Source organism: Corynebacterium afermentans subsp. afermentans (genome assembly GCF_030408355.1).
In the GTDB taxonomy this organism is placed as follows: Bacteria; Actinomycetota; Actinomycetes; order Mycobacteriales; family Mycobacteriaceae; genus Corynebacterium; species Corynebacterium afermentans.
The window spans coordinates 292,728-319,141 of the sequence record NZ_CP046606.1 but is presented as its reverse complement, the minus strand read 5'-3'; the positions used below and the strand labels follow the sequence as shown (position 1 = coordinate 319,141).

Here is a 26,414-nt window from a genome sequence, read left to right as displayed (position 1 = left end):
GCTTGACGGAGGCGAGTGGAGTGGTTCACACTTTGGCAATGAACAAGGCGCGGAAAACGGTGGCCGCCGTGTTGCTTGCGGTGGTGGCGGTGTTGGGCGGGTGCTCGCAAACAGGCGGAGCCCCCCGCAACGAAAACAGCGGCGGCACGGCGGGCGGCGTGGACACCCCGCGATACGTGGTGGCGATGGTCACCCACGGCGCGCCCGGCGACACCTACTGGGACCTCGTGCGCAAGGGCGCCGAGGACGCCGCGAAGAAAGACAACATCGAGCTGCGCTACTCCTCCGACCCGCAGGCGCCCAACCAGGCGAACCTCGTGCGCTCCGCGGTGGACGCGAGCGTGGACGGCATCGCCGTGACCATGCCGAATGCGGAGGCGATCGGCCCGGCGGCGCGCGACGCCGTGGACCACGGCATCCCCGTAGTTGGACTGAACGCCGGCATGACCGCGTACCAGGACTACGGGATGACCGGCTTCTTCGGCCAGGACGAGACCGTGGCCGGCCGCGCCGCCGGCGAGCGTCTCAAGGAGGAAGGCAAGAAGAAGGTGCTGTGCGTGATCCATGAGCAGGGCAACTCCTCGCAGGAGGCGCGCTGCGACGGCGTGCGCGACGGCCTCGGCGGCGGCGCAAACGCGGTGGAGCTGCTGTACGTCAACGGCCAAGACCTCACCGCCGTGCAGTCCACCATCACCTCGAAGCTTTCCCAGGACCGCTCCTTCGACACCGTGTTTGCGCTGCAGGCGCCGGTGGCGATGCGCGCCGTGGAATCCGTGAACCAGTCCGGCGCGCAGGCGCAGGTGTCCACCTTCGACACCAACGCGGAGCTCGTTGGCGCCATCGCGGACGGCCGCGTGGCGTGGGCCGTGGACCAGCAGCCGTACCTGCAGGGCTACCTGGCGGTGGACTCGCTGTGGATTGCAAAACGTAACGGCGGCACCCTCGGCGGCGGCCGCCCCGTTTACACGGGCCCGAGCTTCGTGGACCAAAGCAACGTGGACAAGGTCGAAGACGCCGCGAAGGCGGGCATGCGATGAGGGACGACCGCCTGAAAACCCGCACCGGGTTCGCACGCCTGATCCGCCGCCCGGAGTTTGCCAGCCTCCTCGGCTTCATCGCCATCTTCGTATTCTTTCTCTCTGTGGCGTCGGCGTTCCGCTCGTTTGAAGCGCTGGCTACCACGTTGTACGCCAGCTCCACCTTGGGCATTGTGGCGCTTGCGGTGGGCATGCTCATGATCGGCGGGGAGTTCGACCTCTCCTCCGGTGTCGCCGTGACCACCGCCGCGCTCGCCGCGACGATGCTGAACTACAACCTGCACTTAAACTCGTGGGTGGGCGCATTCCTCGCGCTGGGGATCTCGCTGGCCATCGGCGCGCTCAACGGCTTTTTGGTCACGCGCACCGGCATCGATTCCTTCCTGATCACCCTGGCGGCCTTCCTCATGCTCCAAGGCCTCAACCTGGCGGTGACGAAGCTGGTCACCGGCCAGGTGGCCACCCCCACCATCGCGGACATGGAGGGCTTCCCGTCCGCCCACGCCGTGTTCGCCGGCGAGTTCCACATCGGCAACGTGCGCATCTCCGTGACGGTGCTGTGGTGGATCCTTTTCGTCGCCGTGGCATCGTTCGTGCTGTTTCGCACCAAGCTCGGTGGCTGGATCACCGCGGTCGGCGGCAACGCCGACGCCGCCCGCGCTGTCGGCGTGCCGGTGCGCCGCGTGAAGATTCTGCTGTTCATGGGCGTCGGCTTCGCCGCGTGGTTCGTCGGCATGCACACCCTGTTCGCCTTCGACTCCATCCAGGCGGGCCAGGGCGTGGGCAACGAGTTCCTCTACATCATCGCCGCGGTCATCGGCGGCTGCGCCATGACGGGCGGGCGCGGCACCGCCGTCGGCACCGCGATTGGCGCGCTGATCTTCGGCATGACCAACCAGGGCATCGTCTACGCCGGCTGGAACCCGGACTGGTTCAAGTTTTTCCTCGGCGTGACACTGCTGGTGGCGGTGCTCGCAAACACCTCCTTCGCCAAATACACCAAGGGGCGCTAAGTGGCTGTCATCGAACTGGAAAACATCACCAAGTCCTACGGCAGCTTCGAGGCGCTGCGCGGCGTCAACCTCACCGTGCGCGAAGGCGAAGTCACCTGCGTGCTCGGCGACAATGGCGCCGGCAAATCCACCCTGATCAAAATCCTGTCGGGCCTGCATCAACCCACTTCGGGCACCATGCTTATCGACGGCTCCGCCTCCACCCTCACCTCCCCCCGCGACGCCATCAGCGCCGGCATCGCCACCGTCCACCAGACGCTAGCGATCGTCGACGAGCTCAGCGTGTGGCGCAACTTCTTCCTCGGCCAAGAACTCACCGGCGCGTTCGGTGTGCTGCGCCAGGCCGAGATGAAGCGGATCTGCTCCGAGCAGCTTCTAGAGATGGGCATTGACATCCCCGACGTGGACGTCGAGGCCGGCAACCTCTCTGGCGGCCAACGCCAGGTCATCGCCATCGCCCGTGCCGTCTACTTCGGCGCTCGCGTGCTGATCCTTGACGAGCCCACCGCAGCTCTCGGCGTGAAACAGTCCGGGGCGGTGCTGCGCATGGTCGCCGCCGCCCGCGATCGCGGCATCGCCGTCGTGTTAGTCACCCACAACCCCCACCACGCCTTCTTGGTGGGCGACCACTTCACCATTCTGAAGCTCGGCCACCAAGAACTCGACGCGCCTCGTTCCCGGGTCACCCTCGAGGAGCTGACCCACCAGATGGCCGGGGGTGGAGAGCTGGAGGCGCTCAGCCACGAGTTGCGTCGATAAGCTAGCGCTCCGCGAGCTCCGACTGGATCCAGTCCTTGCGCGCCTGGCGCTGGCGCTTCAACTCCGCGACCGCCTCATTGGCCTCCAGACGGTGGCGTTTAAACAGCAGCATCGACAGCGGGAACGCCACAATCAGCGCCAGCAGCGCCGACATGATCACCGGCACCGGCGCGCCGATGAGCACCGCAAGCAGCTGGATCACCACCGTCAGCGCGATGAACAACAGCAGGCGGTCCAAGCCGTAGATCGCCACGGCCTTGTTCGCCCGGGACTTCGCCTCCGGGTCTACCTGCGGGGAACCTTGATCAGTCACGGTTGTTCACCCTATCCGGTGGCCAAGTATGTTTAAAACCATGGGAAGGTTGTTACTCCTCGCATTGGTTGTCCTGGCCGTCGCGCTGCTCTGGCGCGCGTTCGGCCCCGGCTCCGCCGAGCGCTACGGATCCCTGCGCGGCGGGCCGCAGCCCGGCCAGAAGCCGGAGATCAAAGGCCCCGACGACGACGAAGAGTTCCTCTGGAACATCGAAAAAAACCGGTTCAAGGAGCGCCGCGCCCGCGAAGAGGCCGAGCGCAGGCGCCGGGAGGAAGAGGAACGCCGCCGTCGCCGCGGTGACAGCTGACGGGCGGGTGGAGCTGCGGTTGGGGGCTGCCCCGTGCAAGAAAGTTCACAAGCTCGTGAACTTTCTTGCAGTTGGACGGCCGCATAGCCGGCATTCGCCCAGGTCGCCGAAATCCGGCTGCAAAATAGTTCATTGGAAGCCCCCGGCGGGTGAACTATTCCGCGTAGGCCGCCGGATCCCTGACAGATTACGACGGACGCTTGCCCCGACCTGGGGGTTTCCGGCCGCCTGACAGATGCGCCGCGATCTGTCAGCGGCGGGGGGCGGGACACGGCCGCGACGAGTGGAAGAAGCCCGACCTACGCCTCCGTGAACCCCATCCGCAGCCCCAGAGCCTCGGCCACGGCGATGACCTTCTCCCAGCGCACGCCGGCGCCGCCGTGCTCGATGGTGTGCAGGGTGGAGCGGGACACCCCGGCGGCGTCGGCGACGTCTTGCTGGAGACGGCCGGTGGCGCGGCGCCGAGAGGCGATCTGCTCTCCCAGCGCGATCAGCACCGGGTCGTCGCTGGCGGGTTTGCCCTGCTTGTTGCGGGGTTTGTGGTGGGCGTCGCTCATCGGCCCGCCTCCTTCCGTCCGGCTTCCTCGGTGAGCACTGCGGGCAGTTTCTCGGACCAGGCGAGGGAGTGGCGGACGCCGTCGACAAGCGAGAGCTCCGCGGACCACCCCAGCACCGACTGGGCCTTGTCGGTGCGCGACGCGCTGCCGACCACGTCGCCGGGGCGGGCGGGGCCGGTGCGGACCTCAAGCGGGGTGCCGGTGGCTTCGCCGAACGCCTCTGCGAGCTCGAAGACGGTGGTGCCCTGGCCGGTGCCGAGGTTGATCACGTCGAAGCCGGATTCCCCCACCACAGAGTCGAAGCGCTGAAGCACCGCGACGTGCGCGCGGGCAAGGTCCCAGACGTGGATGTAATCGCGCAGACCAGAGCCGTCGCGGGTGGGCCAGTCCACGCCGGTGACGGTGAAGGGCTCGCCGGCGGCGTGGGCTTCGATCATCTTGCCCATGGCGTGGGTGGGGTGCGGGTTCTGCAGGCCGGTGCGCAGCGCCGGGTCCGCGCCGATCGGGTTGAAGTAGCGCAGCGCCATCGCGCTCAACCGGCCGGTGGCGGCTTCGTCGCGAAGCACACGCTCCAGCAGCCACTTCGACGCCGCGTACGGGCTCTGCGGGTCCACGGCGCTGGTTTCGTCCACCATGTAGTCCTCGCCCGGCTCGTACATGGACGCGGTGGAGGACAGCACGAACCGGCGCACTCCGAAGCGCTCCATCACCGACAACAGCGTGATGGCCTTGCCCACGTTGTTGTCGTAGTACACCAAGGGCCGCTCCACGGACTCGGGCACGACGATTTTGGCGGCGCAGTGGATCACCGCATCGATGTCCGGGTGCTCGGTAAACACCCGCTCCAGCAGATCAACCTCGGCGACGTCGCCCTCGTAGCAGGCGAAGCGCTGGCCAAAGACGCGCAGGCCGGTGGAAAAATCGTCCACAATCACCGGGGTGAACCCGGCGTCCGCGCAGCAGGACGCAATAGTGGAGCCGATGTAGCCGGCCCCGCCGGTGATCAGGACTTTCACTAGTTCAGCCCCGCGTAGGAGTGCAGGCCAGCGATCACGGTGTTGACGTAAGTCATGTTAAAGATCGTCATGGCCATAGCGAACACGTTGATCCAGGCGGCGGCGGTGGACTTCCAGCCGGCCGTCGCACGAGCGTGGAGGTAGGCGGCGTAGAGGATCCAGGTGATCATGGAGACGGTTTCCTTGGCGTCCCAGCCCCAGAAGCGGCCCCAGGCCACCTCGGCCCAAATCGCGCCGAAAACGATGCCGATGCCGAACAGCGGCAGGGTCACCACCGCGGTCTTGTACGCGATCTGGTCCAGCGTTTTCGCGTCCGGCAGCGGGCGGGCAATCGCGCCCAGGACACCGTGCTCTTTACCGCGCGGCTGGTGCATACGCAGCAGGTACAGCAGGGCGAACGCGCCGGAGACCAGGCCCACGGACGCGCCGATGGACACCGAGGAGACGTGCACCGGCAGCCAGTAGGACTGCAGCGCCGGCACCACGGGCGCGGCCTGCATGTGGAACACCGTGGAGTTCAAGAACATGGCGATGACCATGGGAAACAGTAGCCACGGCCACACGGTGTGCCAGTTCTTGCGCTGCACTACCACGGCGGCGACGACCATGATCACGGCGGTCATGAACAGGATGTACTCGTACAGGTTGCCCAGCGGGAACCGCCCGGCGGCGAGCCCGCGGGTGACAAACGCGACTAGGTGCAGCGCCACGCCGACCCAGACGAGTGCTTGGGTCATGCCTGCCCATTTGCGGGCGTTGGCGATCATCTCCTCGTCGGGCTTTTGCTTCTCGACGACCTCCGGTCCCCCCGCGCCAACCAGCACCTTCTTCTCTGCCAGGGCCTCGCGTCGCGCCTCGATGACGCTGTTGACGCGGCCGTAGTAGATGAACGCCATAATCAGCGCCACGATGTAGACGATGAACGCGGTGCGGAACGTCAGGTCAGACAATTCCGCCATGGTTGTGTTGACGAGCATGCCCATAACCTACTCCACTAACCGGTGTAATCAAAGGTCATAGGGGTTGAACTCCCCCTGCTCGCCCTCATCGTCGTCGGGTTCGAGCCCGAGGATGGCGGCGGCGATGTCGTCGAATTCGCGGCCCCACCCGGCGCGGTCGGTGCGGGCGAGCCCGGCGATTTCGACTCGGGTGTGGCCCGAGGTACCCGGGCGAATTCTTACCCACACGCGACGGCGCTTGATGGCCAACGAGCCGGCGAGCGCACCGAGCATGATCGCGGTGGAGACCAGCGCCCACACCTGCGTCGGGTCGCGGGAGATTTGGTAGTTGGCGTATTCGGCGGCGCCGTCGAAGCGCACCTTCACCTCGCCGTCGCCGGTGTCCACCGTGGCTACGGAGCCGGGGGTGAGCTGGACGCGGGAGACTTTTTCCAGGCGCCCGTCGGCCACCAGGGACTGGTCCAGCACGAAGATGTTCTGGGGGCGGCCAGTGTCCAGGCCGGCGTCGCCGACGTAGACGTCCACGGACACTGCCGGGTCGTCCATGGAGGGGAACGCGGACTGCAGCTGGTCGCCGTTCGGCCCGGCCCAGCGGGCGGTGGGCGCGAAGTTGCCCTCGATGGCGATCTGGTGCTGGCGGCGCTCCGTCAGGTCCGGGTACATGCCGGCGGGCGGGTCGAAGCGCATCACGCCGGAGGACAGGAACGTGAACACGTCCGTGGGCCGGAACTGCATCATCTGCGTGCGGGTTTCCCCGTTCGGCCACGTCAGGGTGATCTGCGGGGCGAAGCCGTGCCCCTGCAGGTAGACACGGTCGCCGCCCACGCGCAGCGGGTGGTTCACCGCCAGGCTCGTGGGCGTCCACTCCTCCTGCGGGACAGACAGGTCGTCGGTGTAGGTGATGTCGGAGGAGAACTCGTTGGCCTGGCCGTTGTTCAGGTAGGCGGCCGAGAAGTTCTGGGATTCGAAGCAAAACGGGGTCAGGCCGGTGCCGTCGAAAAGCGGGCCTGCCCGGAAGACGTCGAAGTTGGCGGGGCTGGTGTTGCAGAACACCCGCGACTGCTCCACCGGCACCGCGGATTCGGCCTCGGAGTTGGTGACCACGATGACCTGGCCTTCATAAAACACCATGCGGCCGGCCACGAAGGTGAGGATCATGGCGACGATGCCGATGTGGAAAATCAGGTTCATCAGCTCTCGCGTGTAGCCGCGCTCGGCCGAAATGGAGTACGCCCCGGCGCGGTCCTCGTCCGGCTCGTAGGACGCCACGTGCCAGCGTTTCAGCTGCTTGCGCAACTGCTTCTCGACGTCCTCCGGCGCCCCCGCGACCTCCCCCTCCACGTGGTGCGGCATGCGGCCCAAGTACTTGGGCGCGCGCGTCGGCTTGGCCTTGTAGGCGCGCCAGTGGTCGATGGAGCGCGGGATGATGCAGCCGACCAGGGAAATGGTCAGAAGCACGATGATGGCGAGGAACCACGTGGACTGGAAGACGTCGAAAAGCTGCAGCTTGTCGTAGATCGGGCCGGTGGTGGGGTTGGCCTTGAGGTAGTCGTCCACCAGCGAGGACGACACGGTGCGCTGCGGCAACAATGCGCCCGGGATGGAGGCGACCGCCAGCACGAACAGCAGCATCAAGGCGGTGCGCATGCTGGTGAGCCAGTGCCACGCCTTTTTCAGCCAGGTCTGTGCCGTCTTCATTTAGATGATCGTCCCTCCGAATCCGTCGACGAGTTGGCGCGACCAACCGATAAACACGTCCCAGGCGCCGGTGAGCAGCATGATGCCGACAACGATCATGGCGACACCGCCGGCGATCTGGATGCCGCGGGAGTGGCGGCGCAGCACGTCGATGCTGCGCACGGCCTTCGACGAGCCGAACGCGACAAGCAGAAACGGCAAGCCCAGCCCGATGCAGTACGCAATGACGAGCAGCACGCCGCGCGCCGCGGTGAAGCCCTCGGTGCCCACTGACACCGAGATGATGGCGGCCAGCGTGGGCCCCAGGCACGGTGTCCAGCCGAGTGCGAAGATCCCGCCGAGCAGCGGCGCGCCCACAATGGTGGTCCACTTTTTCGGCTGGAAGCGGGTGTCTTTTTGCAGCGCGGGCACGGCGCCCATGAACACCAGGCCCATGAGGATGGTGACCACCCCGCCGATGCGGGTGAGCGTCTGCGCGTTGAGCGCGATGGCACTGACCGCGCCGAACACGGTGACGGTGGCCAGCAGGAACACCACGGTGAACCCGATAATGAACAGCAGGGCGGCACCGGCGACCGCCCAGTGCTTGCGGGACACGCGCGCGCCCTTGTCATCCAGCGTCATCTCACCCCCGACCACGCCGGTCAGGTAGGAGATGTAGCCAGGCACGAGCGGGATCACGCACGGCGAAGCGAAAGAGACTAACCCGGCAACCGCGGCGGCGAGCAGGCCGAGCAGCAGCGGGCCGTCGGCGACAAGATCGGCGAAGCCCACCTATGCCTCCCCGTCGAGGCGGTCGATGACCTCGAGCAGATCGTCCGCCGTGATCTCACGGAGGAACACCGCCGCCGGGCGGTGCTGCTTGTCCAGCACGATCGTCGTCGGGATCACCGAGGACGGCACGCCGCCCAAGTAGGCGGCGGTCTTAAACGGCGGGTCGTAGATGGACGGGTACGTCACCCCGTTATCCGCCAGGAAATCCCGCGCGATCTGCGGATTCGGGTCGCGGACGTTGATGCCCAGCACGGTGCCGGAGTTCTGCTTCTGCAAATGCTCGTGCACCTGCTGCAGGTCGTCCACCTCCGCGCGGCACGGCGCGCACCACTGTCCCCACGCGTTGAGCACAACGATCTCGCCCTCGAAATCACTCAGGGCGATGGTCTGGCCTTCGTCGAGAAGCGACTCGCCCTCGAAGCCGGCCAGGGGCTTGCGGTCCGCCTCCTCGTAGAAGATTTCAGTCTGCCCGCCCGGCGAGTGGAACGCGAAGTTGCCGCCGGTTTCCGCGCCGGAGCAGGAAGCCAGCAAAAGCGCGGCCGCGCAAAGCGGCGCGGCGAAAAGCTTGCGCATAGTACCTCTCAAATGTGCTGGGCAGGAGTGCTGTAGGCCCAGTCAACAACACTGCCGCCGTCAAACACAAGTGAGGTCACACTCGCCAGGTCGCAGTTGCGGCTCGCGTGCGCCAGACGCTTGCCCTGCACGTGGCGCTGCACCATCACAATCGGCAGCTGGTGGCTGACCATCACAGCCTCGTGGCCCTCGGCCTTGCTGCGGGCGTCCTCGACCGCGGACCACATGCGCTCGAAGATCTCCTGGTAGGGCTCGCCCCAGCTCGGCTCGAGCGGGTTGGTCATGTGCCGCCAGCGGATCGGGTTGATCAGCTGCGAGCGCCACCCCTTCGTGCGCAAGCCCTCGAACGTGTTGCCGGCCTCCAGGATGTCCTCGCGGGTGTCCACCTCGCAGCCGGTGACCTCAGCGATCGGGCGCGCCGTTTCCTGCGCGCGCTCCAGCGGACTCGCCGCCAGGTAGACCACGTCGCGGCCGCGGAAGAACTTCGAGGTGGCCACGGCCATGGAGTTGCCGCGTGAAGACAGGTGGTAGCCCGGCATGCGCCCGTAGAGGATCTTCTTCGGGTTGTACACCTCGCCGTGGCGCACCAGGTGCACCGTCGTCTTCGTCATTTATGCCTCCGCGGGCTGCGCCGCAGCGGCGGCCTTCGCGGCGCCGCGCAGCGCGTCCTCGATGCGGCCGAAGTCCTCGTCCGTCAGCGCGGTGGAGACGAACCAGGTCTCAAACGCGCTCGGCGGCGCGTACACGCCAGCATCCAGCAGGGCGTGGAAGAACGGGGCGTAGCGGAACGTGTCGGCGGCCTGCATGTCGGCGAAGTTGTGGCCCTCGCCCTCGCCGAACCGGATGGACAGCATGGTCGCTGCGCGTTGGATGTGGTGGGTGACGCCTTCGGCCGTCAGGGCGTCGTGAAGCAAACGCTCCAGCAAATCCGCGTTTTTGTTCAGCGTGGGGTAGATGTCCTCGCTCGCCAGCTCCAGCGAGGCCAGGCCGGATGCCATCGCCACCGGGTTACCGGACAGGGTGCCCGCCTGGTAGACGGGGCCGTTCGGCGCGAGGTGCTCCATGATGTCGTGGCGGCCGCCGAACGCCGCCGCCGGCAGGCCGCCGGAGACGACCTTGCCAAAAGTGGTCAGGTCGCCCGCGACGTTATCCACGCCGTACCAGCCGGCATACGAGGTGCGGAAGCCCGTCATCACCTCGTCCAGGATCAACAGCGCGCCATTGAGATGCGCGAGCTCCTTGAGCTTGGCGTTGAAGTCGTTGCGCGGGGCGACGGTGCCCATGTTGCCCGCGGCCGCCTCTGCAATCACCGCGGCGATCTGGCCCTCGTTCTCGCGGAACGCGCGCTCCACCGCCTCAATGTCGTTGTACGGCACCACGATGGTGTCCTGCGCCTGCGCGCCAGTCACGCCCGGGGAATCCGGCAGGGAGAACGTGGCGATGCCGGAGCCCGCGGACGCCAGCAGCGCGTCCACGTGGCCGTGGTAGCAGCCCTCAAATTTGATGATCTTCGGCCGGCCCGTGAACCCGCGTGCCAGACGCACGGCGGACATGGTGGCCTCCGTGCCGGAGTTGACCATGCGCACCTCCTCCACCGACGTGCGCTTGACAATGTGCTCCGCGATCTGGATCTCCGCCTCCGTGGGCGCACCGAAGCTCAGGCCGTTGCGCAGGGCTTTCTCCACCGCCTCGACGATCTTGGGGTGGGCATTGCCGTGCACCATCGGGCCCCAGGAGCACACCAGGTCCACGTACGAGTTGCCGTCCACGTCGATGAGTTGCGAGCCGTGCGCGCTCTGGATGAAGCGGGTCTGCCCGCCCACCGAGCCGAAACCGCGCACCGGCGAGTTCACGCCGCCCGGGGTGGTTTTCTGCGCCCGCTCGAACAGTTCGTGCGAGCGCTGGGTGTTAGCTGAAGTCGGCTTTTCCGCAGTCATGATTGTCTATCCTAGGCCATATGAAAATCGCGTTTTTAGGCCTCGGTCGCATGGGCACTGAGCTCGCGCTCAAGCTCGTCGACGAGCACGAACTCACCGTATGGAACCGCACCGCAGAGAAGACCGAGCCGTTGGTCTCACGCGGGGCTGCCGCCGCCTCGACGCCCGCGGAGGCGGTCGAAGGCGCCGAGCTGGTGATCACCTGCCTGTTCGGCCCCGACGTCGTCCGTGAGGTGGTGATCGAGCCCGGGCTGATCCCCGACGGCGTGACCTGGGCCGATGCCACCACCATCTCCCCCGCCGACGCCGCCGCCTTCGCCGACGCCGTGCCCGGCTACGTGCACACCCCGGTGGTCGGGTCGCTCCCGCCCGCCCGCGCCGGCAAGCTCGGCGTCTACGTCGGAGGCGCCGATGCCTCTCGACGCTCTCAAGTCGCCGACGTCGTCTCCCCCTGGGCCGCCGCCAACCCTTCACGGCTCAAGGAGGTGGACACCGCCGCCGGCGCCGCCGTGGGCAAACTGCTCGCCAACCTCGCCTTGGCCGTCACCATCGAAGGGTTCAAGGAGGCGCTCTACCTGGGCGAATCCCAGGGGTTGTCGCCGGAGCAGGTGGTGGACATGCTCGGCTCCACCGGCCTGGAGTTCATCGTGAACATGAAGTCGCCGTTCCTTTTGGGCGAGCGCTCTACCTCGCCCGGCGACTTCACCGCCGACGCCATCGCCAAGGACGCCCGGTTGATGCTCGCGTCTTCGGACAAGGACCTGCCCGCCGTCTCCGCCGCCCTGGCGTCGCTGGAGGCCCAGCAGGACGCCGGCCGCGGCGACGAGGACTTCTCCACCGTCGTGGTCAACCGCTAGCGGCGGGCCCTGGGGTCCGACACTTCGCGGCAGAATCTGTCAGACGGCCCTAACCCCAGGTCGACGCAGACGCCTGGCGGAATCTGTCAGGCCCCCTTCGCCCACCGACGCGAAAGTCGAGTACGGGAGGTCGAGTCCGGGCCTAGAACCGGGCGTACTCGACCTCCGCCGCTCGACTTTTGGCGCCGCCGCCCGGCCGGCCTAACGCCCGGCCTCGAACTCGTTGCCCACGACCTCGGGCTGCACCACCGGCTTCTTCTTGTTCTGGTTGCGGAAGATGCCGAAAAACACCACCACCAGCAAAACGATGGCGATCCAGTTGGCCACCTTGGCGTACTGCTCCAGCACCATCACCACCGGCTCACCGATCCACCAGCCCAGCCCCAGGTAGAGAAACGACCACAGCGTCTTGGAGATGAAGTCCAGGACCATGAACTTCCACAGCGGCATCCCGGTCATGCCCATGAGCACGAACACCACAAACGCAATCGGCAGTGGGATGGGCACGTAGGCGAGGAAGATGCCCAGCCAGCCCAGCTTGATGGCCCACTGCTCCACCCGCGCGATGTTTTTCGCGGCGCGAGGCGAGTTGGCGGCCTGCACATCAAGGATGCCGCGGCCCCAGAGTTTGCCGGCCCACCAGTAGATCCAGTCGAACTTGATGTTCACGATCGAGCCGATAAGCAAAAACCACAGCCAGTTCGGCGCCTCCCCCACCGCGGCGAGCGCGCCGGTGGAGGCCGCGCCGATGCGAGAGCCGGTCAGCGCCAAAAGGATCGGCGGGTCCAGGCCCAGCAGCCAGGCCCGCAGCGGGATCATGGCCAGGCCGAAGATGCCGACGAAGCCGAACCAGCCCAGGCACCAGTAGTCAGCCTTGGTGGGTTTGCCGTTCCACGGCAGGCCGTCTTCTTCCCACCACTCCTTCTCGGCGGTGGTCTCGCGTGGATCCGCGTGTTCTTCCATAGGTGATCAACCTAGCGCACGCCCCGTGGGTTTAGGGCTTTTGCTTATCGACGACAGCTGCCGCCGCAGCCCTCGCATCGGCGATAACTGCCGGCACGCCGACCCCACCGGCCCACGCGCCGGTGAGGGAGATGTGGGATGCCTTTGGTTCGTCGAGAAGCAGGCTGCGCACCTTGGCCACGGTGGCGAGGTGGTTCTCGTCGAAGCGGGGCAGGCCGCCGAGCCAGCGCTGGACGTAGATCTCCTCGAGGCCGGCGGCGCGACCGTCGAAGCCGGTGATGGTTTTGAGGTCGTCGAGGGCCCAGTCCACGAGATCGTCCTCGGTGGCGGTGATGGCGACGTTGTCGCCGAAGCGGCCGAAGCTGGCGCGCACGAGTGCGCCGCCGCGCTCGGCAAGGTGCGGCCACTTGCGCGAGGAGAACGTGAACGCCTTCGCGTGGACGTCCTCCGCGCCGGTGGACACGAGGACGCCGGAGTTCTGCGGCAGGCCCTCGTCGGTGGCAAACCGCATGCCCACCACGGCGGAGTTGGCCAGCTTCACAGTTTTCAGCGCCCCGGATGCCTCAGGAGCAACCTCTTTGAGCAACAGCGCCGCAGTCGGGGCGGGCACGGCGAGGATGACGTGGTCGTAGGCGGTGTCCTCGCCGCCTTTGAGGCGGTACTTCGAGCCCTCGAGCTCGATGGCGGAGATGAACGCGTCGATGTAGATGTCCGCGCCGGATTTTTCGGCGAGCGTTTCGTAGACCTCCTGGTAGCCGTCGCGGAAGGTCTTGAACACCGCGCCCTGGCCGGTGGGCATCTCGCGGCGGGAGCGCTCCAGGTTGGCCACGGCGGTGGACAGGTGGACCTTGCCGTCTGCGTCTACGGCGGCGAGGCGGTCGAGCTCCTCGGCCAGCTGCGGGATGGTCGCGCGCACACCGAGGTCGTCGGCGGTGCAGGAGTACACCCCGCCGAGCAGGGAGGAGACGATGTTGTCCACCACCTCGTCGCCGTAGCGTTCGCGCACGAGCGCGCCCACGTTGACGTCACCGCCGACCTCCCAGGCGAATCCTTCGCGGTCGGCCTCGGTGTCGATGCGCTGGGCAGTGTCCTCGCTGACCAGGTGTGCGACAGTCTCGGACGTCGACGGGATGCCCATCACGCCGCCGGTGGGCAGCCCCCGCGTCTCGCCGTCCACCCACACCAGGGAGCGCAGGCCGGACGGTTCCACCAGCGAGCCGGCAAGGCCGAGCTCGGTGAAGAAGTCCACAGCGTCTTGGCGCCGCGCCATGAACGCCTCGGCGCCCATGTCGGTGGGGCCGGCTTCAAAAGCGACGGTGCGCAATTTGCCGCCAAGCCGGTCGGTGGCCTCGTAGACGTCGACCTTCAGGTCGTCCTCTGCCCCGGCGCGGGCGGAGCCCGTGCTGCGAAGTTCGTACGCGGCGGTCAGGCCCGCCAGGCCGGCACCGATGATGGCGATGTTCATTAGCTCTCCTCGTGGATGATGCGCACGGCCTCGGTGATCGCGTCCGCGTCGGTGGTGGGCAGCACGCCGTGGCCGAGGTTGAAGATGTGTCCAGTGGCATCGCCCGCTGCGATTGCGCGGGCGGCTTCCGCCTTGATGCGCGCGACCTCGTCGCGCACGACGTCGGTGCCGGCGAACAGCATGGCCGGGTCCAGGTTGCCCTGCAGCACGCGCGGGGTGGCAAACCGGGTCGCGGCCGTGTCCAGCGGCACGCGCCAGTCCACGCCCATGACTTCGCCGCCGGCCTCGGACATCGCGCCGAGCAGCTCGCCGGTGCTCACCCCGAAGTGGATGCGTGGGATCTCGCCTGCGACGGATTCGAGGATCTCCACCGAGTACGGCAGAACAAATTCGCGGTAGTCGGCTTCGGTGAGGAAGCCCGCCCAGGAGTCGAACAGCTGCATCGCGTCGATGCCGGCTTCGACTTGCGTGCGCAGGAACGCGATGATCGTGGGCACCAGGCGGCGCATCAGCGCGTGCCAGGTTTCCGGCTCGGCGTGCATCATCGCCTTGGTCTTTTCGTGGTTCTTGCTCGGACCGCCCTCGATGAGGTAGCTGGCCAGGGTAAACGGTGCGCCGACGAAGCCGATCAGGGCTTGGGTATCGCTCAGCTCGTCCAGGATGATGCGGATGCCGTCGGCGACGGCGGCGACCTCGCTATCCAGCACAGGCAGCTTCTCCACATCACTGCGCGTGCGCACCGCCTCCGCCATCACCGGGCCGCGGCCGGGCACGATCTCCACGTCCACGCCCGCCGCCTTGAGCGGGACCACGATGTCGGAGAACAGGATCGCGGCGTCGACGTCGTGGCGGCGCACCGGCTGCAGCGTGATCTCCGCAAGAAGTTCCGGCTTGAAGCACGAGTCCAGCATGGGGATGCCTTCGCGCACTTCGCGGTATTCGGGCAAGGAGCGGCCGGCCTGGCGCATGAACCACACCGGGGTGCGCGAGGGGGTACGGCCACAGGCCGCCTCGAGCAGGGGTGCGTTGGTGAGATCGCGTCTGGTCATGGCACCCAAGCCTACCGGCGCAGACCCTGAACCCGGAACCGGCTGGCGCGGCGCGAGCTGTACTCCACGAGCAGGGAACTTCCCAGCATGAGCAGGGTTGCGCCCACCGGGGGCAGCACGCCTGCGGCAGCGAGAACGATGGCGGTCGCGTTGTAGACGCCGGCGAACCACAGGTTCCTGTCGGCGATCCGGTTGACGCGGCGGGCGTGCTCGATAGCTTGGGGCACGGCCATGACGTTGTTGCGCACGAGCACCACGTCGCTGACGTTGTTCCAACTCGGCGCCTTGGTGCCGTAGAGGTCCTCGCCGGCGTACAGGATGCCGGAGTCCGCCACGCGCAGCACCGGCAGCACGCTGGAATCGCCCACCATCGCCACAATGCCGCCCTGGGTGTGCAGGGCGCGCACCGAGGCGGGTTTTTGGTGGGAGCGGATGCCCGCGAGCACCTGGGAGATGCCCAAAAAGTCGGCGAAGCGGCGCGCTACCGGATAGGTGTCGCGCGAGAGCATCACCGTTTCCACACCCATGGATTCCAGGGTGTCCACCGCCTGGATAGCGTCTTCCTTGGCGGGGTCGAAAAGTGTGATCACGCCGCGGTCTTTGCCGTCCCAGCGCACCACCACCGGGGTGCCGCCATTAGTGGCGGCCACCAACAACTTGCCATTGAGCTGGGACAGGTTGGTGGGCCGCCACAGGGAGGCGTCGAAAGTATGGGTGCGGGCGTTCTCCCCGGAGCCCCAGGTGGCGGTGAGGCGGCCGCCGAATTCGCCGTCGGGGGTGACTGTGTCGTCGCCGACTTCAATCCAATCCGGCAGGCGCGGGTCTCCGGAGCGGGCGTCGCGCACCTCGCGGGCTGCCTTCACAATGGCGCGCGAGGCCGGGTGGTCCGAATCCGCAGAAAGCACACCGGCGATGCGGACTACCAGTTCGCTGCTTTCCCCGTCTGCGGCGGTGACCGTTTCCACGTGCATTTCCGGCAGCACCAGGGTGCCCACGCGGTTGAACACGGCGGTGTCCACTTTGGACAGGACTCTCAAAGCGTTGCCGTCTCTCATGAGCACGCCGTTGCGCACGGCGGCCTCGATGCCCTGGCGGATCGCCAGCGCCGGCGAGATGGCAAGGCTAAACGGGGCAACCACCACCAAAATCGCCAATGCTGTCGACGCCGCCGTGTTGACGTTTCCGGTAAACAACAACCACAGACCGAAGTCCAGCACCGCAATCGCGTACGCGGCCGGGATGAGCATGCTGGCGGAGCGGGTGGAGACCATCGTGGCGGCGTTCTGGTGGCGCGAGGCATCCTCCAGCCATCGGTGCACTGCCGTCAGTAGCGTGGTGTGGCCGACGCGGATCGTGCGGACCTTGATGTCGCCCTCGCGCAGCACAGAGCCCGCCACGACGCGCTTGCCCACCTTCAACTGAGGGCTGTCATGGGTGTTCACCAGCTCCCAGCCGATCGTGCCGGATCCGCCGACCACTTCCCCGTCGACGGGGATGACCTGGCCTGCGCGGACGCGGACGTCGTCGCCACGCATGATCTCGGTCGCTGGGAGCTGCTCGCAGCCGCCGCCCTTCTTGCGGTGAGTGACCTCGTAGGTCGACTCGGCGCCGGGGCGGCGCGCCTCCAGCTCGTCCAGCAGGTTGGTACGCACCCGCATAGAAAAGAAGCGGCCGAGCAGCAGCAACGTCGTCACGGTGCAGGAGACTTCCAGGTAGAGCTCCGGGCCGCGGCCGATCTCCAACGGCACCCAGGTGCCGCTGGATTGGTAACCGATGCGCCCGGCGTCGGTGAACAACAGCATGGCAAAGGACCACAAGTAGGACGCCAAAATGGCGATGGAACTCGCACCGTCCAGCGCCGAGAGCCCGCGGCGCACGCCACCGGCCATCGCGCGGTGGAACGGGGAGGCGCACCACAGCGCCACCGGGGTGGTCAGCGCGAACGCCACCCACTGCCAGCCGGGGAACCCGAGGGCAGGCACGTAGGTCAGCAGCAGCACCGGGATGGTCAGCACTACCGCCAGCCACAGCCTGCCCGGGGTGACCAGGTCGCGGGCGGTAAACAGGACGTCGCCGCTGCGGCGCTCCGCGCGGGTTTTGTTCTGCACGAACCCCTGGGCGCGGGCCAAAAGGTGCGCCGCTTCTTCTTTCCGGTGGTGTTTGGCGCGCCGCGGCATGGGGTGTTCCGTCCAGTAGCGACCGTGGGCGCGGCGCTGCAGAGTGGAGTCCGTGACCACGGGGGTCACGCCGAACTCTTCAATGGTCTTGATCAGCTGCGGCAGCGGCATGGTCGCCGGCGCCGTCACCCACGCCATGCGGGTGGGGTACACCAGGCGGGCGGAAACGCCGTCGAGGGATTCGAGGGCGTCTTCGATCTCTGTCAGCTGCGGGCCGTCCTCCAGCCCTCGCAGTTCAAAGGCGTAGGACGCATTGGGGCGCACGAGCTCGCCGTCCAGGTCGCGACGGGCAGTGGCCGGGTCGACCCCGGCTTCCCTGGCTGCGTCGCGGGCGGCCTCAATGTAGTCGTCGAGCTCTTCTCCGCTCAGCTCCTCCAGCTTGGCGCCTTCGCGCCCGGTGGCGCTGAGCTTTTCCAGGTCCTCGCCCTCGTACTTGCTCATTCCACCCCTTCCCAAACATCGCCGCTGCGCTTATCCACAAACGCGTTTGCGGCCGGGCGGAACACGAAAAATAGGGCGAAGACCAGCACGCCCACTACCACGAACGCGGCCCAGCCGGCCACGCCGACGAAGAAGCTGGACAGCTGCAAAAACACCGCCAGGCCGATGAATCCGGCCAGCCAGCGGCGCGCGACTTTCGAGCCTTTTGGCAAGTAGGCGCAGCACGATGTGATGAGGGAGCCGAGGATGATGCTGCCCCAGGTGTAGATCCGCAGGTTGCGCGCGAAGATGCCCTCGACGTCCGCGTCCAGGTCCTTGGGCGAATCCGACACCATCGTCAAAAACGCGATGACGAACATCAGCAGCGCCGCAAGAAGGCACAGGTAGTAGCCGATCTTCAGCGGCTTCGGCCACGCCTGCCCGACCTCGCCGGTAAAGCGCCGGTTCCTGTCGTTCGGGTCCGACACCATCGTCGGGAACATCCCTGCCACGGTTTAGTGCTCCTTCTTCTCCGCCGGCTCCGCAGTGGTGCTGTCTTTGTCCTTGGGCGGTTTGGTCCACGCCACGGAGTCCTTATCCACTGAATAGATCACGCCCATCACGCCCGCAACACCAAGGACGATCTGGATAACCCCGTCCACGCCGAACAGTGCCGTCGGCACCGCGGTGGAGGCCGGGACCATCATGAACAGCGTGAGCATGCGCAGCGCGAAAAACACGGAGAAGATCTGTAGCAGCCGACGGGCGTTTTCCGCCCACTTCGCCTGTTTTTGCACCGCCCGCAGCGCGAAGACGAACAGCAGGATTATGCCGAGTTGCAACAGCGCCATGATGAAGATGGAGCCGTACACGCTGGCATTCATCAGCGCCTCGGAGACCTCGCCGTCGCCTTTTGTGGCGCGTTCCTTGGCCACCTCGCGCAGCGCGGACGGGTCGATCACGCTCGCCGCAACAGCAAGAATCTGGTGCAGCAGTTCCCCGCCGATCATCACGGTCCAGGCCGCGAGCATGTAGCGCACGGCTTCTGGCATGGAGCCTTTTTGCTTCTCGACGGCCTCCGGTTCCACCCTGCTCGGCGACCCCGGATTCATTGGCGGCAAGCTAACCATTGAGCCTCTTTGCTGCCTCGATGGCGTAGTAGGTGAAAATCTGGTCTGCGCCGGCGCGCTTGATGGATACCAACGCTTCCATCATCGTGTCCTCATAGTCGATCCAGCCGTTCTGGCCAGCGGCGTTGAGCATGGCGTACTCGCCCGAGACTTGGTAGGCGGCCACCGGAACCGGGGACATCTCCGCGATCTTGGCCAGCACGTCCAGGTACGGAAGCGCGGGCTTGACCATGACAAAGTCCGCGCCTTCGGCGATGTCCAGCTCCGTTTCCAAAAGCGACTCGCGCACGTTCGCCGGGTCCTGCTGGTAGGTGCGTCGATCGCCCTTCAGCGAGGAGCCGACCGCGTCGCGGAACGGGCCGAAGAACTTGGAGGCGTACTTCGCGGAGTAGGCCATGATGGCGACATCGGCAAAACCTGCGCGATCAAGCGCCCCGCGAATCTTTTCAATCTGGCCGTCCATCATGCCGGACGGGCTGACAATGTGCGCGCCCGCGCGCGCCTGGGCCACCGCCATCTCGCAGTAGATCTGCACGGTGGGGTCGTTGTCCACCACCTCCCTGCCGTGTGCGTCGGTGGTGAGCACGCCGCAGTGGCCGTGGTCGGTGAACTCGTCCAGGCAGGTGTCCGCCATGATGATCAGTTCGTCGCCGAACTCCTTACGCAGCAGCGCAATCGCGCGGTTGAGCACGCCGTCGTTAGCAACCGCAACGGAACCGGTGGTGTCCTTGTCCTCATCGCGCGGCACGCCGAACAGATCCACGCACTTCACGCCGGCGTCGAGTGCCTCGCGGCAGATCTCAACCAGCGATTCCGGGGTGTGCTGGTACACGCCCGGCATGGACGGAATCTCCCGCGGGGCGTCGATGCCGTCAGCGATGAACAGCGGGAGGATGAAGTCTGCCGGGTGCAGTCGCGTCTCCGTGACAAACTCACGGATAGCGGGGGTTTGCCGCAAGCGGCGGGGGCGTCGAGTCAAGTCGTAATCAGCCATGCGCCACATCTTAGAACGCGCACCCGACACGACCCAGCTGGCGCGTTGTTAGCCAGCCGCAGCCGCGGTATCCCCGCCGGTGCTCTTGTCAGCCTTCGCTGCCTTCCGACGCTTCTTGCGCGGCGGCGGCAGCTGCCCCGACGCGCGCAGGCCAGCCACGTGCTCCGCCAGGGCGTCGACGAGGTTGGGGATGTCGGCGACCTCCGGGACGACGTCGACACGCAAGCCCTGCTCGCGCGCCTCTGCCTCGGTGACCGGGCCAATGCAGGCGATGATCGTGCGCGAATGCGGCTTGCCCGCAATACCCACGAGGTTCTTCACCGTCGACGGGGATGTGAAGCACACGGCGTCGAAGCCGCCGGTCTTGATCATGTCGCGCGTCTCCGGCGGCGGCGGGGCGGCGCGCACGGTGCGGTAGGCGACTACGTCGTCGACCTCCCAGCCTTTTTCCCGCAGGCCGTCCACCAGCACGTCGGAGCCGAGGTCCGCGCGCGGCAGCAGCACGCGCGAGACCGGGTCGATGTCCTCGACGTACTCCGGGAACGCCTCCGCCAGGCCAGCCGCGTTCTGCTTCGTGCGGTGCGGCAGAAGCTCCGGCTGCATGCCGCGGGCGATCAGCGCGTCGGCGGTCTTCTGCCCCACCGCGCCCAGGTGCACGCCGGCGAACGAGCGGGCGTCCAGGCCCAGCTCCTCAAACTTCGACCACACCGCGTCGACGGCGTTGACCGACGTAAACAGGATCCACTGGTAGCGGCCCTCCACGATGCCCTTGATCGCGCGGTCCATCTGCGCGGGGTTACGCGGCGGCTCCAGCGAGATCGTGGGCACGGACTGCGGGATCGCGCCGTGCTGCGACAGACGGGCGTTCATCGGCCCCGCCTGGGACTTCGCACGCGGCACGAGCACGCGCCAGCCGTATAGCGGTCGGTTTTCCCACCACGAGTACTTCGAGCGGTCGTCCGCCGCGGTGCCGAGGGTGACAACCAGCGGCCCCTCCAGCTCGGCGTCGAGCTTGCCCACGGTGCCCAGCGTCGCGTCGAACGTGCGCTGCAGGCGGGTGGTGCCACGCGTGGTCACCGTCACGGGCGTAGACGCCTGGAAGCCCCGCTGCGTGAGCTGCTCCACCATATCCGCCAGGTGCTCCTGGTTCGCCTGCAGCACCAGCGGCTGCGGGGCGGCGGCGAGCTGGTCCCAGTCCACGTCGCCGTTGTTTAGGTCGGCTTCCGTGTAGGTCGAGCCCAGCGCGATACCGGCGAACGACGGCACCGTCGACGGCAGCGACATCCCCGGCACGACCTGGAACTCCATGCCCTCGGCCGCGACCGCGGAGATCTCCTCCATCACGTTGTCGCGCGTCAGCGGATTGCCGGACACCAGGCGGATCACGTCGCCGTCGCCAGCCTCGCCGCGCTCCACGATGTCCGCGGCTTCTGTCAGCGCGAGCTTCAGCTTCTCGACGATCACGCCGCCGTCCAGCCCAACCTCCTGCAGCTCTGCAGCAGTCGGGTCCTCGGGGCGGGGCGGTTTACGCCTCGCACCGGCAGCCTTCGCCTCGGCGCACATCTGCTCGTATCGCTGGTTCGCCGCGTCCATCTTGGCTTTCGGCACTGGCAGCGCCGACCCGACGACGCTTCGGACCCCCGCTGACACCTCAGGGTCCACGAGAGCGATAGAATTGGATTCCATTACCTCGCGGGCGCGAACCGTGAGCAACTCTGGGTTGCCCGGTCCAGCGCCAACGAAGATCACCTTCCCCGGCTGGGGGGTGTGAGTGGGCTCTGTCATGGAGAAATCTCTTCTAGGCACAAATAAACCGCCCCCGCGCGGCTGGGTTCGCGGTGTTGATCGGCCTGAAAGCGGCCCACCGACCCGATTGCGCGGAGGGTATCGAACGTATGGTATCTCCACCATAAAATGCTTCAGCCCAAGAACAAAACCAGCGCTACATTCCAGCGCTTCTTGGCGCTTCCCCGCCGGCCCGGCCACCGATGCACACCCACTCCACCGGATCTGCTAGTTCCCCCGGAAACCCATTAAGCACGAACTAGCAGATCCGCAGGTAGAGACAAACGAAACGATGAAAGCGCGGCCCAGCGCTACTCGATCAGGTCGGCGGCGCCGCGCTCCAGCAGCGCCTCGGCGACTTTGCGGCCCAGCTCGGCCGGGTCGGTGCCCTGCGCTTCCTCCACCAGCTGGCGGGAGCCGTCCAGGGCGAACACGCCCGCGCGCAGGGTCACGCCCGCGCCGTCGAACACGGCCGACGCTGCGACCGGCGCGGTGCAGCCCGCTTCCAAACGGGCCAGTACTGCGCGCTCGGCGGTGGATTCGGCGGTGGCGGCGGCGTCGATAAGCTTGTCGATCGCCTCGCGCGCCACAGCATCGTCGGAGCGGCACTCCACGGCCAGCGCCCCCTGGGCGGGAGCCGGCATGAACACCTCGGGTGCGAAGACCTCGGTGGCGCGGTCGCCGTAGCCGCCGCGCACGAGGCCTGCGTAGGCCAGGATGATCGCGTCCAGCTCGCCGTCTTCCACATACGACATACGGCGCTCGATGTTGCCGCGCAGCGGGCGGATGTCCAGGTCAGGGCGCGTCGCCTTGAGCTGGGAGACGCGGCGCGGCGCGGAGGTGCCCACGCGCGCGCCTTCGGGCAGCTCAGCCAGGGTCAGTCCGTCGCGGGCGATGAGCGCTTCGCGGCTGTCCTCGCGGGTGGGGATAATCATGTGGGCGCGCGGCTCGTCGGCGGTGGGCAGGTCCTTGAACGAGTGGACGGCGATGTCCACCTCGCCGTGAAAGAGTGCGTCGCGCAGCGCGGAGGTGAACACGCCGACGCCGATGCGTTCCACAGGCGCTTGGGACAAGTCGCCCGGGGTGGTCACGATCTGCAGTTCGGCCGCGTGGCCGTGCTCGCCCAGCGCGTCGCGGACGTGCCCGGTCTGGGTGGTGGCCAGGTGGGATCCGCGTGTGCCAATTTTGAACATCTACTTCTCCTTGCCGTGCAGTTCCTCGGGCAGCGGCAGCTTCTGCGCGTCCACCGCCACGGAGGGGCTTTCCAGCCCGAACAATTCAGTGACCGCCTCTTCCACGCTCACCGTCTCCGCCGTCGCCGCCAGCTCTTTGATCTTCACTGTCGGCGCGTGCAAAAGCTTATCGACGACACGCTTGACCATGCGGCTGACCTGATCAAAGTCGTCCTCGGACATCTCCGGCAGACGGGTTCTCAGCCGCTGCAGCTCTTGGCCGGAAATCTCCGCGGCGTTGCGGCGCAGGCGCGTCACCGCCGGGGCCACCTCGCGCACGCGCTGTTCCGAGCCGAACGTGTCCACCTCGTCGGCCACGATGGCTTCGGCGCGGCGCAGCGCGCGGGAGTCCGCGGTGTCGCTACCGCGCATCTTCTCGTGGAGTGACTCGATGTTGACCAGGTGCACGCCTTCGATGTCTGCGACGGCGTCGTCGATGTCGCGCGGCAGCGACAGGTCCGCGAGCACCAGCGGGCCCGGGATGTCGGCCGGGGAGATGGTGAACTCGTCGGAGGCGGTGGCGGAGACCACCAGGTCCACGTGGTCCAGCACCGAAGCGCGGTCGGCGAAGTCCACGACTTCGGCGGGCACGCCGGCCTCGCGGGAGTGCTCGGCGAGGCGCTCCGCGCGGTCGCGGGTGCGGTTCGCCAGCACCAGCTTGTCAACGCCGTTTTTGCCCAGGTGCGTGGCGGCGAGCGAACTCATCGCGCCGGCGCCTAGGACGAGTGCGGTTTTGCCCCGGAGGTCGTCGATACGCATGAGCTCCATCGCCTCCTCGAGCGCGACGGTGACCATGGACGCGCCCGAGTCGTCGATGCCCGTTTCGGCGTGGACGCGCTTGCCGGTGTGCAGCGCCGCCTGGGCCAGCGAGTGCAGATTCGGGCCCACGGTGCCCCGCTCCACGGCGTCGACGTAGGCGGAACGCACCTGGCCGATGATCTGTTGTTCGCCCACCACCATCGAATCCAGGCCGGATGCCACGGTGAAAATGTGCTCCGCCGCCGCGTCCGAGTAGCGCACGTACAGGTAGCGGCGCAGCTCGGCGGTGTCTACCCCGGAGACGTCTGCAAGCACGCGCAGCACGTCCTCCACTCCGGCGTGAAATGCGTTGGTGACGGTGTAGACCTCCAAGCGGTTGCACGTGGAGATGATCATCGCCTCAGACAGAGACGGCTGTTTCACCAGCGCGCCCACCGCCCCATTCTGAACCGCCGTGTCCATGCTGAGCCGCTCCAGCAGGGCCACAGGCGCGGACCTGTGCGACATCCCCACAAGCAGAACACTCACGCGAAACCCTCCAGTCCGGTTGAAAATCACACTAAAGGATAGACCTTTAGTTGGACAGCGCCGCTTCGAGGTCGTCGTTGTCAACTTCCCAGCAGGCGAACTCATCGCCGTCGATGACCACAACCGGCACCCGGTCACCGTATTCCGCGGCCAGCTCCGGGTCCTTGTCCACGTCCACCAGCGCGAGCTGAACGCCGTGCTTTGCCACCACAGGGGCGATCTGGCCGGCCACCCGCTCGCACGAACCGCACGTGGACCGCACCATCAGCTCCACCTTTTTCATCCCCGCTCCTCCTGTGAGTGCTGTTGCCAGGGCGTTGTACGATTGCACACGCTAACACCCCCACCCGAAAGGGCCCGAAGTTTCATGTCTGATCAGCGCGAATTCCTCGCGCAGTGGTCCCAGTCCCAGGGCAACCTGCGCCGTTTCCTCGAAGAGCGCGTCATGCCGCCGCTCGACGACGACGCGCAGCGCACCGCCGGTCGCGCCGCCGCAGCCGCTGCGGTGGAAGAGACCTTCGGCATCAACATCGACGACTTCGCGCTCGGCGTGGACTCCGTCGGCGGCGCCTTCGAAACCGCCGGCCGTCAAAAGATCACCCCGCCCGACCCGGAAGTACCCCAGGACACTGAAGCGGCCGCGTTTTTCGACGTGGACAACACGCTCATTCAGGGCTCCTCGCTGATTCTGCTCGCCCAGGGGCTGTTTAAGAAGCGCTTCATCACCCTGTCCGAGCTGGCTCCTGCCCTGCGCAAGCAGATCCGCTACCGCGTCTCCGGCTCCGAGAACGCCGACGACATCGCCGAGGGCCGCGAGCAAGCCCTGGCTATTGTGAAGGGCAAAAGCGTCGAGGAGCTCAAGCAGGCATGCCGGGAGATTGTGGACAACCGGATGCTGCAAAAGTCATACGCCGACACCATCGAGCTGGCCTCCATGCACCTCGCCGCCGGCCAGCAGGTGTGGTTAGTCTCCGCCACCCCGGTGCAGATCGGCCAGGCACTGGCCGAAACGCTCGGCTTCACCGGGGCGCTGGGCACCGTGGCGGAGGAGGAAGACGGCAAGTTCACCGGCCGCCTGGTCGGCGACATCCTGCACGGCCCCGGCAAGAAACACGCCGTGGCGGCCCTGGCTGCGCTGCAGCAGCTGGACCTGTCCAAGTGCACCGCCTACTCCGACAGCGTCAACGACCTGCCCATGCTGAACATGGTCGGCTCCCCCGTGGCGGTCAACCCGGACCGGGCGCTGCGCAAGCACGCCAAGGCCCAGGGCTGGGCGGTGCGCGACTACCGCTCCGTGCGCCGGGTAATGCGCGCCGGCGTGGTCCCGGCCGTGCTGGCTGCCGCGGGCCTGTGGTGGTGGCGCCGGCGCCGGTAGCGCGACGCTAGATGCTTACCCCAGGATGCTTATTTCTGGGGACTGTTGCGGGGAGGGGCCGGTGGTTCGTCGAGAAGTAAGCATCTGGGGGTAAGCATCCTCCCGCGGAAATGAAAAACCCGCCCTCGATGGGGCGGGTAAAGCTCACGGCTTACTTGCCGAGCTTACGACGCTGCACGCGAGTGCGGCGGAGCATCTTGCGGTGCTTCTTCTTGGACATGCGCTTGCGGCGCTTCTTAATCACTGAACCCATTGGGCTACCTCTTTCCTGTTCAAAGTGCGTACGTACGCGGCCGGCGCAACCGCTTCCGCGGCTCGCGGGAGGTGCACACTCCCACAGGGGGTGGCCGACCTGATCGTTCAAAGCATACCGGCAGGCCTTTTCAGTGCCAAAACACCCGCCGCACCGTGAAAACCGGTGCGGCGGGTGTCTTCTCGAGGCCCAGTAAACGAGACCTTGGACTATCCCACGTCGTAGACGGAGGACTCCAGGTACTCGCTGACTGCCGTCTCGTTCACGCGGAAGGAGCGGCCCACACGGACGGCGGGCAGCTCGCCGGAGTGGACGAGGCGGTAAACGGTCATCTTGGATACGCGCATGATCTCCGCGACCTCGGCGACCGTCAGGAACTTTCCTTTATCTTCGTTAACCACTTAATTCATACCTCTCGGCACGCAAACGCGCTGCAGGCTTCCCCTCCCGCAGGACGAACACGCACGTGCTTGAACCACCCTAA

General features: G+C 66.9%; 28 protein-coding genes. 6 read left to right on the top strand and 22 right to left on the bottom strand.

All coding sequences use genetic code 11. From position 1 onward, the window contains the following. The first annotated feature begins 38 nt into the window (after positions 1–38). From CAFEA_RS01360 to CAFEA_RS01350, 3 genes are read left to right on the top strand one after another with little or no spacing between them, the layout of a single operon-like run. Entirely contained in the window at positions 39–1,037 is a 999-nt protein-coding gene (locus tag CAFEA_RS01360) for a substrate-binding domain-containing protein (protein ID WP_063937670.1), read from the top strand. Further along, positions 1,034–2,050 carry an ABC transporter permease gene (locus CAFEA_RS01355; protein ID WP_063937672.1) on the top strand — a complete coding sequence of 339 codons (1,017 nt, stop codon included), beginning with the start codon at positions 1,034–1,036 and terminating at the stop codon, positions 2,048–2,050. The genes CAFEA_RS01360 and CAFEA_RS01355 overlap by 4 nt, the downstream gene beginning before the upstream one ends. Continuing rightward, the gene (locus tag CAFEA_RS01350; RefSeq protein WP_063937674.1) at positions 2,051–2,809 is read left to right on the top strand and encodes an ATP-binding cassette domain-containing protein; all 759 of its coding nucleotides are present in this window, start codon (positions 2,051–2,053) and stop codon (positions 2,807–2,809) included. A 1-nt stretch (position 2,810) separates the two neighbouring features. Here CAFEA_RS01350 and CAFEA_RS01345 read toward each other — a convergent pair whose 3' ends face one another. Then, entirely contained in the window at positions 2,811–3,122 is a 312-nt protein-coding gene (locus tag CAFEA_RS01345) for a DUF4229 domain-containing protein (RefSeq protein ID WP_063937676.1), read from the bottom strand. A gap of 40 nt (positions 3,123–3,162) precedes the next feature. Between CAFEA_RS01345 and CAFEA_RS01340 the strand changes: the two genes are divergently transcribed. Further along, positions 3,163–3,429 carry a hypothetical protein gene (locus CAFEA_RS01340; RefSeq protein ID WP_063937821.1) on the top strand — a complete coding sequence of 89 codons (267 nt, stop codon included), beginning with the start codon at positions 3,163–3,165 and terminating at the stop codon, positions 3,427–3,429. Positions 3,430–3,728: 299 nt separating this feature from the next. Here CAFEA_RS01340 and CAFEA_RS01335 read toward each other — a convergent pair whose 3' ends face one another. From CAFEA_RS01335 to hemL, 8 genes are read right to left on the bottom strand one after another with little or no spacing between them, the layout of a single operon-like run. Beyond that, positions 3,729–3,986: a helix-turn-helix domain-containing protein gene (locus CAFEA_RS01335; protein WP_063937678.1), complete on the bottom strand. Its 258-nt coding sequence runs from the start codon at positions 3,984–3,986 to the stop codon at positions 3,729–3,731. Continuing rightward, entirely contained in the window at positions 3,983–5,002 is a 1,020-nt protein-coding gene (gene galE, locus CAFEA_RS01330) for a UDP-glucose 4-epimerase GalE (protein WP_063937680.1), read from the bottom strand. Before galE ends, CAFEA_RS01335 begins: the two co-directional genes overlap by 4 nt. Continuing rightward, positions 5,002–5,979 (bottom strand): c-type cytochrome biogenesis protein CcsB, encoded by a 978-nt coding sequence (gene ccsB, locus CAFEA_RS01325; RefSeq protein ID WP_063937823.1) that lies wholly within the window; start codon positions 5,977–5,979, stop codon positions 5,002–5,004. The genes galE and ccsB overlap by 1 nt, the downstream gene beginning before the upstream one ends. Positions 5,980–6,009: 30 nt before the next feature. Next, positions 6,010–7,659, bottom strand: a complete 1,650-nt coding sequence (resB, locus tag CAFEA_RS01320) for a cytochrome c biogenesis protein ResB (protein ID WP_063937682.1) — start codon at positions 7,657–7,659, stop codon at positions 6,010–6,012. Beyond that, a complete protein-coding gene (locus CAFEA_RS01315) occupies positions 7,660–8,433 on the bottom strand; it encodes a cytochrome c biogenesis CcdA family protein (RefSeq protein WP_063937684.1) in 774 nt (257 codons plus the stop codon). It abuts the gene before it with no gap. Beyond that, positions 8,434–9,006 carry a TlpA family protein disulfide reductase gene (locus tag CAFEA_RS01310; RefSeq protein WP_063937685.1) on the bottom strand — a complete coding sequence of 191 codons (573 nt, stop codon included), beginning with the start codon at positions 9,004–9,006 and terminating at the stop codon, positions 8,434–8,436. Between the two features lie 8 nt (positions 9,007–9,014). Continuing rightward, entirely contained in the window at positions 9,015–9,617 is a 603-nt protein-coding gene (locus CAFEA_RS01305; RefSeq protein WP_063937686.1) for a histidine phosphatase family protein, read from the bottom strand. Beyond that, positions 9,618–10,943: a glutamate-1-semialdehyde 2,1-aminomutase gene (hemL, locus tag CAFEA_RS01300; protein WP_063937687.1), complete on the bottom strand. Its 1,326-nt coding sequence runs from the start codon at positions 10,941–10,943 to the stop codon at positions 9,618–9,620. It abuts the gene before it with no gap. Between the two features lie 20 nt (positions 10,944–10,963). On the opposite strand from hemL, the gene CAFEA_RS01295 reads away from it, so the two are divergent. Next, positions 10,964–11,800, top strand: a complete 837-nt coding sequence (locus tag CAFEA_RS01295; RefSeq protein WP_063937688.1) for an NAD(P)-dependent oxidoreductase — start codon at positions 10,964–10,966, stop codon at positions 11,798–11,800. 201 nt (positions 11,801–12,001) lie between these two features. On the opposite strand, the gene CAFEA_RS01290 is transcribed toward CAFEA_RS01295, so the two are convergent. The 11 genes from CAFEA_RS01290 to CAFEA_RS01240 all read right to left on the bottom strand — a co-directional run bounded on the left by CAFEA_RS01290 (position 12,002) and on the right by CAFEA_RS01240 (position 24,585). Continuing rightward, positions 12,002–12,763 (bottom strand): DedA family protein, encoded by a 762-nt coding sequence (locus CAFEA_RS01290; protein ID WP_063937689.1) that lies wholly within the window; start codon positions 12,761–12,763, stop codon positions 12,002–12,004. A gap of 31 nt (positions 12,764–12,794) precedes the next feature. After that, complete coding sequence (locus tag CAFEA_RS01285) at positions 12,795–14,228, bottom strand: protoporphyrinogen oxidase (protein WP_063937690.1); 1,434 nt, start codon at positions 14,226–14,228, stop codon at positions 12,795–12,797. Further along, a complete protein-coding gene (gene hemE / locus CAFEA_RS01280) occupies positions 14,228–15,277 on the bottom strand; it encodes a uroporphyrinogen decarboxylase (protein ID WP_034997104.1) in 1,050 nt (349 codons plus the stop codon). The genes CAFEA_RS01285 and hemE overlap by 1 nt, the downstream gene beginning before the upstream one ends. Before the next feature lie 11 nt (positions 15,278–15,288). After that, positions 15,289–17,895, bottom strand: coding sequence for a heavy metal translocating P-type ATPase (locus CAFEA_RS01275; RefSeq protein ID WP_081634357.1), 2,607 nt, complete (start codon positions 17,893–17,895; stop codon positions 15,289–15,291). Continuing rightward, on the bottom strand, positions 17,892–18,386 hold the full coding sequence (locus CAFEA_RS01270) for a hypothetical protein (protein ID WP_063937692.1): 495 nt from the start codon (positions 18,384–18,386) through the stop codon (positions 17,892–17,894). Before CAFEA_RS01270 ends, CAFEA_RS01275 begins: the two co-directional genes overlap by 4 nt. Before the next feature lie 3 nt (positions 18,387–18,389). After that, positions 18,390–18,986 (bottom strand): hypothetical protein, encoded by a 597-nt coding sequence (locus CAFEA_RS01265; protein ID WP_143313242.1) that lies wholly within the window; start codon positions 18,984–18,986, stop codon positions 18,390–18,392. A gap of 10 nt (positions 18,987–18,996) precedes the next feature. Next, positions 18,997–19,998 (bottom strand): porphobilinogen synthase, encoded by a 1,002-nt coding sequence (gene hemB, locus CAFEA_RS01260; RefSeq protein WP_394326889.1) that lies wholly within the window; start codon positions 19,996–19,998, stop codon positions 18,997–18,999. 48 nt (positions 19,999–20,046) lie between these two features. Next, positions 20,047–21,783 (bottom strand): uroporphyrinogen-III synthase, encoded by a 1,737-nt coding sequence (locus CAFEA_RS01255; protein WP_063937696.1) that lies wholly within the window; start codon positions 21,781–21,783, stop codon positions 20,047–20,049. A gap of 311 nt (positions 21,784–22,094) precedes the next feature. After that, the gene (hemC, locus tag CAFEA_RS01250) at positions 22,095–22,976 is read right to left on the bottom strand and encodes a hydroxymethylbilane synthase (protein ID WP_063937698.1); all 882 of its coding nucleotides are present in this window, start codon (positions 22,974–22,976) and stop codon (positions 22,095–22,097) included. Continuing rightward, positions 22,977–24,302: a glutamyl-tRNA reductase gene (locus tag CAFEA_RS01245; protein WP_076589947.1), complete on the bottom strand. Its 1,326-nt coding sequence runs from the start codon at positions 24,300–24,302 to the stop codon at positions 22,977–22,979. A 46-nt stretch (positions 24,303–24,348) separates the two neighbouring features. After that, complete coding sequence (locus CAFEA_RS01240; protein ID WP_063937702.1) at positions 24,349–24,585, bottom strand: glutaredoxin family protein; 237 nt, start codon at positions 24,583–24,585, stop codon at positions 24,349–24,351. Positions 24,586–24,669: 84 nt separating this feature from the next. On the opposite strand from CAFEA_RS01240, the gene CAFEA_RS01235 reads away from it, so the two are divergent. Then, positions 24,670–25,677 carry an HAD family hydrolase gene (locus CAFEA_RS01235; protein ID WP_034997093.1) on the top strand — a complete coding sequence of 336 codons (1,008 nt, stop codon included), beginning with the start codon at positions 24,670–24,672 and terminating at the stop codon, positions 25,675–25,677. Positions 25,678–25,828: 151 nt separating this feature from the next. On the opposite strand, the gene CAFEA_RS01230 is transcribed toward CAFEA_RS01235, so the two are convergent. Next, on the bottom strand, positions 25,829–25,930 hold the full coding sequence (locus CAFEA_RS01230) for a 30S ribosomal protein bS22 (RefSeq protein WP_003855542.1): 102 nt from the start codon (positions 25,928–25,930) through the stop codon (positions 25,829–25,831). 209 nt (positions 25,931–26,139) lie between these two features. Beyond that, positions 26,140–26,331 (bottom strand): helix-turn-helix domain-containing protein, encoded by a 192-nt coding sequence (locus tag CAFEA_RS01225; RefSeq protein ID WP_034997092.1) that lies wholly within the window; start codon positions 26,329–26,331, stop codon positions 26,140–26,142. Between the last annotated feature and the right edge of the window lie 83 nt (positions 26,332–26,414).

Bases quoted from the DNA above. Each gene is read 5' to 3' on its own strand.
- hemE (WP_034997104.1), bottom strand. From the start codon at position 15,277: ATGACCAGACGCGATCTCACCAACGCACCCCTGCTCGAGGCGGCCTGT.
- CAFEA_RS01240 (WP_063937702.1), bottom strand. From the start codon at position 24,585: ATGAAAAAGGTGGAGCTGATGGTGCGGTCCACGTGCGGTTCGTGCGAG.
- CAFEA_RS01255 (WP_063937696.1), bottom strand. From the start codon at position 21,783: ATGACAGAGCCCACTCACACCCCCCAGCCGGGGAAGGTGATCTTCGTT.
- CAFEA_RS01310 (WP_063937685.1), bottom strand. From the start codon at position 9,006: ATGCGCAAGCTTTTCGCCGCGCCGCTTTGCGCGGCCGCGCTTTTGCTG.
- ccsB (WP_063937823.1), bottom strand. From the start codon at position 5,979: ATGCTCGTCAACACAACCATGGCGGAATTGTCTGACCTGACGTTCCGC.
- CAFEA_RS01290 (WP_063937689.1), bottom strand. From the start codon at position 12,763: ATGGAAGAACACGCGGATCCACGCGAGACCACCGCCGAGAAGGAGTGG.
- CAFEA_RS01235 (WP_034997093.1), top strand. From the start codon at position 24,670: ATGTCTGATCAGCGCGAATTCCTCGCGCAGTGGTCCCAGTCCCAGGGC.
- hemC (WP_063937698.1), bottom strand. From the start codon at position 22,976: ATGTTCAAAATTGGCACACGCGGATCCCACCTGGCCACCACCCAGACC.
- CAFEA_RS01355 (WP_063937672.1), top strand. From the start codon at position 1,034: ATGAGGGACGACCGCCTGAAAACCCGCACCGGGTTCGCACGCCTGATC.
- CAFEA_RS01340 (WP_063937821.1), top strand. From the start codon at position 3,163: ATGGGAAGGTTGTTACTCCTCGCATTGGTTGTCCTGGCCGTCGCGCTG.
- CAFEA_RS01335 (WP_063937678.1), bottom strand. From the start codon at position 3,986: ATGAGCGACGCCCACCACAAACCCCGCAACAAGCAGGGCAAACCCGCC.
- CAFEA_RS01360 (WP_063937670.1), top strand. From the start codon at position 39: ATGAACAAGGCGCGGAAAACGGTGGCCGCCGTGTTGCTTGCGGTGGTG.
- CAFEA_RS01265 (WP_143313242.1), bottom strand. From the start codon at position 18,986: ATGAATCCGGGGTCGCCGAGCAGGGTGGAACCGGAGGCCGTCGAGAAG.
- hemB (WP_394326889.1), bottom strand. From the start codon at position 19,998: ATGGCTGATTACGACTTGACTCGACGCCCCCGCCGCTTGCGGCAAACC.
- CAFEA_RS01275 (WP_081634357.1), bottom strand. From the start codon at position 17,895: ATGAGCAAGTACGAGGGCGAGGACCTGGAAAAGCTCAGCGCCACCGGG.
- CAFEA_RS01295 (WP_063937688.1), top strand. From the start codon at position 10,964: ATGAAAATCGCGTTTTTAGGCCTCGGTCGCATGGGCACTGAGCTCGCG.
- resB (WP_063937682.1), bottom strand. From the start codon at position 7,659: ATGAAGACGGCACAGACCTGGCTGAAAAAGGCGTGGCACTGGCTCACC.
- CAFEA_RS01285 (WP_063937690.1), bottom strand. From the start codon at position 14,228: ATGAACATCGCCATCATCGGTGCCGGCCTGGCGGGCCTGACCGCCGCG.
- CAFEA_RS01305 (WP_063937686.1), bottom strand. From the start codon at position 9,617: ATGACGAAGACGACGGTGCACCTGGTGCGCCACGGCGAGGTGTACAAC.
- CAFEA_RS01230 (WP_003855542.1), bottom strand. From the start codon at position 25,930: ATGGGTTCAGTGATTAAGAAGCGCCGCAAGCGCATGTCCAAGAAGAAG.
- hemL (WP_063937687.1), bottom strand. From the start codon at position 10,943: ATGACTGCGGAAAAGCCGACTTCAGCTAACACCCAGCGCTCGCACGAA.